The organism is Nocardia donostiensis (assembly GCF_002081715.1).
In the GTDB taxonomy this organism is placed as follows: domain Bacteria; phylum Actinomycetota; class Actinomycetes; order Mycobacteriales; family Mycobacteriaceae; genus Nocardia; species Nocardia donostiensis.
This window is the reverse complement of the sequence record NZ_MUKP01000036.1, coordinates 42,038-49,731: the sequence shown is the minus strand read 5'-3', so window position 1 is coordinate 49,731 and position 7,694 is coordinate 42,038. Positions and strand designations below refer to the sequence as shown.

The 7,694-nt window shown below is 65.4% G+C and carries 8 protein-coding genes and 1 pseudogene; 4 read left to right on the top strand and 5 right to left on the bottom strand.

Going from position 1 to position 7,694, the window contains the following annotated elements:
- Positions 1-339, top strand: a pseudogene (locus B0T44_RS20300) (steroid 3-ketoacyl-CoA thiolase); the annotation flags it as partial.
- Between the two features lie 362 nt (positions 340-701).
- Positions 702-1,118 (top strand): helix-turn-helix domain-containing protein, encoded by a 417-nt coding sequence (locus B0T44_RS20295; RefSeq protein ID WP_011207048.1) that lies wholly within the window; start codon positions 702-704, stop codon positions 1,116-1,118.
- Between the two features lie 240 nt (positions 1,119-1,358).
- On the opposite strand, the gene B0T44_RS20290 is transcribed toward B0T44_RS20295, so the two are convergent.
- From B0T44_RS20290 to B0T44_RS20275, 5 genes are all read right to left on the bottom strand, one after another.
- Entirely contained in the window at positions 1,359-2,369 is a 1,011-nt protein-coding gene (locus tag B0T44_RS20290) for a hypothetical protein (protein ID WP_077115617.1), read from the bottom strand.
- Complete coding sequence (locus B0T44_RS20285) at positions 2,366-2,878, bottom strand: ImmA/IrrE family metallo-endopeptidase (RefSeq protein WP_077115717.1); 513 nt, start codon at positions 2,876-2,878, stop codon at positions 2,366-2,368. The genes B0T44_RS20290 and B0T44_RS20285 overlap by 4 nt, the downstream gene beginning before the upstream one ends.
- 4 nt (positions 2,879-2,882) lie before the next feature.
- Positions 2,883-3,026: a hypothetical protein gene (locus B0T44_RS27280; protein WP_175647965.1), complete on the bottom strand. Its 144-nt coding sequence runs from the start codon at positions 3,024-3,026 to the stop codon at positions 2,883-2,885.
- Positions 3,027-4,189: 1,163 nt separating this feature from the next.
- Entirely contained in the window at positions 4,190-5,101 is a 912-nt protein-coding gene (locus B0T44_RS20280) for an SDR family oxidoreductase (protein ID WP_077115616.1), read from the bottom strand.
- A 43-nt stretch (positions 5,102-5,144) separates the two neighbouring features.
- Positions 5,145-5,933 carry an SDR family oxidoreductase gene (locus B0T44_RS20275; protein ID WP_077115615.1) on the bottom strand — a complete coding sequence of 263 codons (789 nt, stop codon included), beginning with the start codon at positions 5,931-5,933 and terminating at the stop codon, positions 5,145-5,147.
- 58 nt (positions 5,934-5,991) lie between these two features.
- On the opposite strand from B0T44_RS20275, the gene B0T44_RS20270 reads away from it, so the two are divergent.
- On the top strand, positions 5,992-6,756 hold the full coding sequence (locus tag B0T44_RS20270) for an enoyl-CoA hydratase family protein (RefSeq protein ID WP_077115716.1): 765 nt from the start codon (positions 5,992-5,994) through the stop codon (positions 6,754-6,756).
- Positions 6,756-7,652: a cholesterol ring-cleaving hydrolase subunit IpdA gene (ipdA, locus tag B0T44_RS20265; RefSeq protein WP_077115614.1), complete on the top strand. Its 897-nt coding sequence runs from the start codon at positions 6,756-6,758 to the stop codon at positions 7,650-7,652. The genes B0T44_RS20270 and ipdA overlap by 1 nt, the downstream gene beginning before the upstream one ends.
- Positions 7,653-7,694 lie beyond the last annotated feature (42 nt).

Sequence of the window (7,694 nt, the reverse complement as noted above, 5' to 3'; positions counted from 1 at the left end):
GTGGGTGCGGAGCCGGAATTCCATCTCGACGGCCCGGTTCAAGCATGCACCCGGCTGCTGGAGCGATCCGGAATGAGCATCGGCGATATCGATCTGTTCGAAATCAACGAGGCATTCGCTTCCGTTGCACTGTCCTGGGCGCGCGTCCACGGGCCCGACATGGACCGGGTGAATGTCAACGGCGGTGCGATTGCGATCGGACATCCGGTGGGCTCCACGGGATCTCGTCTCATCACCACCGCGCTGCACGAACTAGAGCGCTCGGATCGCAGTACCGCAATGGTGCTCATGTGCGCCGGTGGCGCGCTCGCGACGGGGACGATCATCGAACGTCTCTAGGAGTTCTCCCAATTCTCACCGCGCAAGTTGAAGGCTCATCCCAGCCATGGTGAAACGTGTCGTACACCACACAATCCGCGACACAAGCCGCTAGATGAGCTGTCAGCTATCCTTAAGCTACCCATGGCCCGTCCGAGAAGAGCCCCGCGACGGGCCGTTACCTGCGGGTACCCGGATTTCGCAAGAAGCATTCGGGCAACCCGCAAACGCCACGCTCCGAGCCAGTTCTCCGGATGTGTACCTGGAAGCTTCAAGGAAATCCGGAATCAGGCGTAGGTTTTCAGTTACTTAGCCGCTAATATCAATGATACCTATCCGAGATAACGACTGTTAGTACAGCGAAGGGAATTGGGCGGCTCACAATGGCTGATTTCGCGGCGCGGCTGAACAAGCTGTTCGAAACCGTGCATCCCCCGGGGCGTAAGCCGCATACCAATGCGGAGGTCGCCGCCGCGCTCACCGCATCCGGGCATCCGATCTCCAAACCGTATCTGTCGCAGTTGCGGTCGGGTCAGCGCACGAATCCGTCCGACGAGACGGTCGCTGCGCTGGCGAAGTTCTTCAAAGTGAAGCCCGACTACTTCTTCAACGACATCTACGCCGCGAAGATCGATCACGATCTGGAGCTGCTGTCGCAGCTGCAGGGCTACGGGCTGCGGCGACTGTCCAGCCGGGCATTCGACCTGTCCGAAGAATCGCAGAATCTCCTCACCTCCATGGCGGAGAAGCTGCGGGCAAGCGAAGGCCTGCCTGAAATTCCTCCGGACGGAACCGAATAGTTTCTTACATGTCTGCGGCGCAGGCGTCCGAACGGACGCACCGCGCCGCAGACATGTAATGCGCCATGGTGACGTGTCACAGAATATTCGGGCACAGACCGGTAACGACACAGCGGCTACGACGAGAGCGCTTTCAGCACAGCGAAACGCCGCCTCAACCGAAATCACTGTGACGTAATAGGGCGAGCAAAACAAGCCCAAGCGCCGATGAAGGCTGCACAGCGGACCTTCAGTTATGTCTCATCTCGAGGTGGGTACTTCCGGCTCGGCTTCGAACGCTTCCGCAATGGCCCGCACCCAGCCTCGGGGTGTCACCCCGTCCGGCGGTGCGATCCAGCGCGCATCGACCACCACGTCGCCGAGCGGGTTACCCGCCCATTTCGCGACCCGATCGGCACGTTCGGTCACCGACGCAGGTGGGTCCCCTGCCGCGGCGAACTCCGCCCCGCCACCGGATTGCAGGTACAGCGCGTCCATAATCTGCGCGACCTGGTCGGAAGCCTTGAGCTGCGTGGGGGTTCCGGTCTGCTCATGAACCACCACTTCCGGAAAACGTTTCACCAGAACACGATGCAGCCGCCGCACCCGCCGCAACAGCAGCCGTGCCCGCACCCAGAGTTCGACGACAATCCACACCGCGCCGAACGCAATCAACAGACCGGCTATCTGCCACAGCGGCCACGCCCACCCCGGCTGCCCCGGATCAGCGCGGGGCGCCTCGACCACTTCCCGTTGCATCTGCCCCACCGCGAGCGCCACCACCAGCGCAGTGCCCGCGGTGTAGATCGCGATACCGCGTCCGAGCGCGGTCCAGCCCAGCGTGCGCAGCCCGGTGACAACAATGAAAACCCCGCCCACCGCGGTCACCACCCACCCGACCACGTGCGAAACCATAAGCGTGAGCACGATTTCGGCAGCTCCCAGCACATAGATGCCGCTCGCGATCTGACGCAGATTCCGCCGCGACACCACCGGCCACGCCGCCGACGCGACCACCGATGTCGCGGACGCGAACAGTACCCACGCCGACACCACAATGCCGTCGGAGAGTAGACCGGTCGGCAGCCCGGCCGGTAAGAGGTGGTCGACGGCCAACCCGACCTCGGGGATCGCCACAGTGACAGCGAGCGCCACCGCCGCGACGGCGACGACGATCGCGGCACGCGCAGTAGTAGCCGGTTTGACCAATACCCGTCCCACCCGTGCACCCGCCGCAACCCAGATCAGCAGTGCGGTCAACCAAAAGGTCATCCGAGAGCCTCATCGAATCGAAGGACCGAGACGCCCGCGCCCCGGCTGTTGAAAACACGTAACCGCGTCATCAGCATGGCGGCGAACGTTTCGGCCTCCCATTCGGCTTGCTCGTCCTCGCCGTCGTCGACGATGCGCTGATGCGCGCGCTGGCTCAGCATGTAGGCGATCAGATCGTCGCTGGCTTCCAGCGTCACCTCCGGCGCGGGTGCGCCTTCGTGGTCGAAAACAATATGACCGAGTTCGTGCGCCAAAGTGTGCTCGCGGTTGGGCAGCGCGCTCGCCAACACGATGACATCCTTGTCCGGATAAAACCGGCGCTGCCCGCACACACCCGGACCCAGTTCAGCGTCCGCGATCTCGATGGGACGGCCGCGTTCGGCGGCAATCGCATGCACCACCTCATCGAGGGTGGTGGCGTCGGCATCGGCGGCGACCGCGCAGACCGCATCGACAGCGGCTGCGACCCGGCGATAGGAACGCGTGCTCTGCGTTTTACTCTCTGTCACTCGATCACGCACCTGTTCCGAAGAATTCAGCCCGTGCAGCATCGATACGGGCCTGCTCCTGCGCTGCGCTCTGGAAACTCACTGCGGCGGAAGCAGCTCCGGCAAGCGCCAACGCGACCAGACCGCCGATCACCGACAGTACTTTCACATCGGGCAGACCGTCCTCGGCACTGGTGGGGCGGATATCGTGGTCCGGCTCCGCTGCTGAAGCAGGGGATTCGGGAGCAGCCAGAGCTGGATCACCTGGAGCAGGAGCACCCGGAACAGGGGCGCTCGGGGCAGGAGCATCTGGAGCAGGAGCACCCGGAGCGGGCACTGCCGGATCCGGGGCTGCGGGCACCTGCGCGGGTGGTGGCGAAACGTTCGGAGCTGGTGCCTGCGTGCCGGGTGCGTCTGGCGCAGGCGTGCCGGGAGCAGGGGAAGCGGGTGCTTCTGGTCCTGGCGGGGCGGGCGCCGCGGGTGCGGGCGCGGGTGGCAGGACGAGCGGCGGCACCAGGCCGAACGGCGGCACCCATGCGGGAGACCCCGTATATGGCGGCAGCATGGGATTGTTCTGCTGCGGCTGACGCGGCGTACCGTGCCATCCGGGTCCGTTCCCGAACGGCGGGTTCACGCCATTACCGAATGGATTTCCCGGCCCGTTCCCATGCGGTGACCAACCAGGGACGTGCGCCGAATCCCCATGCGAATTACGGTTCTTCGGCCCGCTGCCGTACGGCGATTCCTGCCCTCCCTCTTCGTTCAGACGCAACCCCTCCCCCTGCCCGCTGAGAGGTGAATCCCATCCATCGGCCGGTTGCCCGAACGGCGTACGCATCCCCGGGAGCCCGAACGGCGAGCCCGGTTCACCCACACCCTGCCCATCGAACGGGGCACCGAAGTCCTGCTCGCCGAATGACGTGCTATGCCCCGGCAGGGATGGCAGATCGAAAGGCGCACGGCCGCCGTGGGTTACTCCAGGCGAGGGAGGGGTGAACGGTGAGTTCTGTTCTCGCTCACTCTGCCAGCCGAACGAGGCGCCGGGACCAGCCGGGTCACCGTAAGGCGTTGGTTGGGCTTCCGCAGCGAGGGGAGCCAGTAGCGAGAGACCGGCAACAGCTCCAGCTACCACCATCACATGCGAGGCGCGACCAAAGGCCATGCACAAGCCAACCCTTCATCAGATATTGCGCATACTCCACCCGGCGAAGAGACGCCGACGGCCGTGCCCTGCTGAACACGACCGGTATATCGGCCCAATACCTTTCGCGGACCGGCCTACATAGTAGGCCGAGCCCCCGTTTCTCGCAGAAAGACGCTGGAAGCCAGCCCTCAGGCCCCGTATACGGGCTCCGGCGGCAAACCCTTGGCGATCAGGTCGGCAACCACGGGCCCGAGTTCGCTCGGTTCCCATTTCGCGCCCCGGTCCGCGGGTTCGCCGTGCCGCCAGCCTTCGGCGAGCGCGACCTTGCCGCCCTCGACCTCGAACACCCGGCCGGTGACTCCGGCGGATTCGGGGCTACCGAGCCAGACAACCAGCGGGGAAATGTTCTCCGGGGCCATTGCGTCGAATCCATCTTCGGGTTTGGCCATCATGTCGGCGAAAACGGTTTCGGTCATCCGGGTGCGGGCCGAAGGGGCGATCGCGTTCACGGTCACGCCGTATCGGGAGAATTCAGCAGACGCGGTCAGGGTCAGCCCGGCGATACCGGCCTTCGCCGCACCGTAGTTGCTTTGGCCTACGCTGCCCTGTAATCCCGCTCCGGAACTGGTGTTGATGACGCGAGCGTCCACCTTGCGCCCGGCTTTCGATTCGGCGCGCCAGTATTCGGCGGCATGGCGCATGGTGGCGAAATGGCCTTTGAGGTGGACGCGGATAACGGCGTCCCATTCGCCTTCGCTGAGGTTGACCAGCATCCGGTCGCGTACGAAACCAGCGTTGTTGACGAGGACGTCCAGCCCGCCGAAGGTGTCGATGGCGGTGCGGATGAGGTTGCGCGCGCCCTCCCAATCGGCGACGTCGTCGCTGTTGGCGACGGCCTGACCGCCGTTGGCCTTGATTTCGGCAACGACCTGTTCGGCGGGGGTCTCGCTGGTCGCGGCGCCGTCGAGCGCGGTGCCGATATCGTTGACGACCACATTCGCGCCCTCGGCGGCGAAGGCCAGCGCGTGCGCGCGGCCGATACCACGGCCGGCGCCGGTGATGATGACTGTGCGCCCGGCGCAGATGCCCTCGGTTCCCATGTCGTTCCTATCGTTGCTGGTGGGGACAGGTGATTAGCTGGTGTCAGACTTGTCCGGCGTTTTCCGCGTTGCCCGCGTCCAGGAAGGCGGGTCGTTCGCCGCCGCCGTGGAGCTGCAAGGTCGCGCCGCTCACATAGGACGCGAGCGGGGAGAGCAGGAAGGCGACGCTGCGGCCGATATCCTCGGGCCGGGCCAGGCGGCCGAGCGGAATGGTGCGGCCGACAGCGGCGACACCATCGGCGTCGCCGTAGTGCAGTTCGCTCAGTTCCGTTTCGACCGCCCCGGCAACCAGGGAGTTCACCCGGACCTTCGGCGCCCATTCCACCGCGAGCGAGGAGGTGAGGCTGTCCACGCCCGCTTTGGCCGCACCATAGGCGGCGGTGCCGGGTGAGGGCCGGTGGCCGCTGACGCTGGAGATATTGACGATGGACCCGCCGTCGGGCTGGGTCTGCATCACCACGTTGGCGCGCTGCGCGACGAGCAGCGGGGCGAGCAGGTTCAGCTCGACGATTTTGGCATGAAAGTTCTTACTGGCCTCGGCGGCGAGTGCGAACGGGGCCCCACCGGCGTTGTTGACCAGATGATCCAGCCGGCCGTGTCGTTCGACGATGGTGTCGATCATCGTCTGCACGGCATCGGCATCGCGCACATCGCACGGCAGGAATTCGACGGCCCGCCCCTGATATTCCACCGCGGTATCGGCGGGGCGGCGTGCACAGGCCACCACCGTCGCCCCGGCGGAGAGCAGCACCCGGCTCACCCCGGCGCCCACTCCGCGGACACCGCCGGTTACCAGAACGACGCGCCCGGACAGATCGATTTCGAGAGCCACCGTGCTAACCTACCAAGCAATTGCTTGCTTCGCCAAGACGCTCGAGATGGGACATGCGATGGGGATCAATCGCCATTCGGAGTCGACCGGCATCACCGTGGTCACGGTCGACTATCCGCCGGTCAACGCCATACCTTCGGACGGCTGGTTCGCCCTCGCCGACACCATTCGCGAGGCGGGGCGCGACCCCGAGACCCGCGTAGTGGTGTTGCGGGCGGAGAACCGCGGTTTCAACGCGGGCGTGGATATCAAGGAAATCCAGCGCAAACCAGGTCATCAGGCGCTGATCGACGCCAACCACGGCTGCTTCGAAGCGTTCGGCGCGGTATACGACTGCCCCGTCCCGGTGATCGCCGCAGTCCAGGGTTTCTGCCTGGGCGGCGGGATCGGTCTGGTCGGCAACGCCGACATCATCATCGCCGCCGATGACGCCACCTTCGGACTACCCGAAGTCGACCGCGGCGCGCTCGGCGCAGCCACCCATCTGGCGCGGCTGGTGCCGCAGCATCTGATGCGGGCGCTCTTCTACACGGCGGGCACCGTCACCGCGCAGCAGCTGCAGCATTACGGCTCGGTGTTCAAAGTGGTGCCCCGCGCCGAACTCGACGCCGCCACCCTCGACGTGGCCAAGGACATCGCTGCCAAGGACGGCCGGGTGATCCGGGCCGCCAAACGCGCACTCAACGGTATCGACGTCCAGGATGTGCACCGCAGCTACCGCTACGAGCAGGGCTTCACATTCGAACTGAACCTGGCCGGGGTGTCGGACGAGATCCGGGAACGGTTCGACGACGATCTGGCCGCACGCAAGGAAGACAAGTGATGGTGGAGAAAACCATGCGGGACAAGCGGATGTCACTGGACGCAGTGATCGGCGAACTGCGCAGCGGAATGACGATCGGCCTCGGCGGCTGGGGCTCGCGGCGCAAACCGATGGCGCTGGTGCGGGCACTGCTGCGTTCGGATATCACCGACCTGACCGTGGTCACCTACGGTGGACCCGACCTGGGCCTGCTGTGCTCGGCCGGGAAGGTGCGCAAAGCCTATTACGGATTCGTGTCGCTGGACTCGGCGCCGTTCTACGACCCGTGGTTCGCCAAGGCGCGCACCTCCGGACAGCTCATCGCCCGCGAAATGGATGAGGGCATGCTCAAGTGCGGGCTCGAAGCAGCGGCCGCGCGACTGCCGTTCCTGCCGATCCGCGCCGGGCTCGGTTCGGATGTGCCGAACTTCTGGGACGACGAACTGCGCACCGTCACCTCCCCCTACCCCGATGCCGACGGCCGCACCGAAACCCTCATCGCCATGCCCGCGCTGAAACTCGATGCGGCGCTGGTGCATCTGAACATCGGCGACAAACACGGCAATGCCGCCTACCAGGGCGTCGACCCGTACTTCGACGACCTGTACTGCCTCGCTGCCGAACGCCGCTATGTGTCGGTGGAGCGTGTTGTCGAGACCGAGGAACTGGTCAAAGCGGTTCCCACGCAGTCGCTGCTGCTCAACCGCATGATGGTGGACGGCGTTGTGGAGGCTCCGGGCGGCGCCCACTTCACTCTCGCCGGCGAAAGCTATGGCCGCGACGAGAAGTTCCAGCGTCACTACGCCGAGGCAGCCAAGGACCCGGAGACCTGGCAGACGTTCGTCGACACCTACCTCTCGGGTTCGGAAGACGACTACCAAGCCGCCGTCGCGAAGTTCGCGCAGGAGAACCAGTGACCCGGCACACGATTGGGGCGAACTTCGAGCCGAGCCGCACTG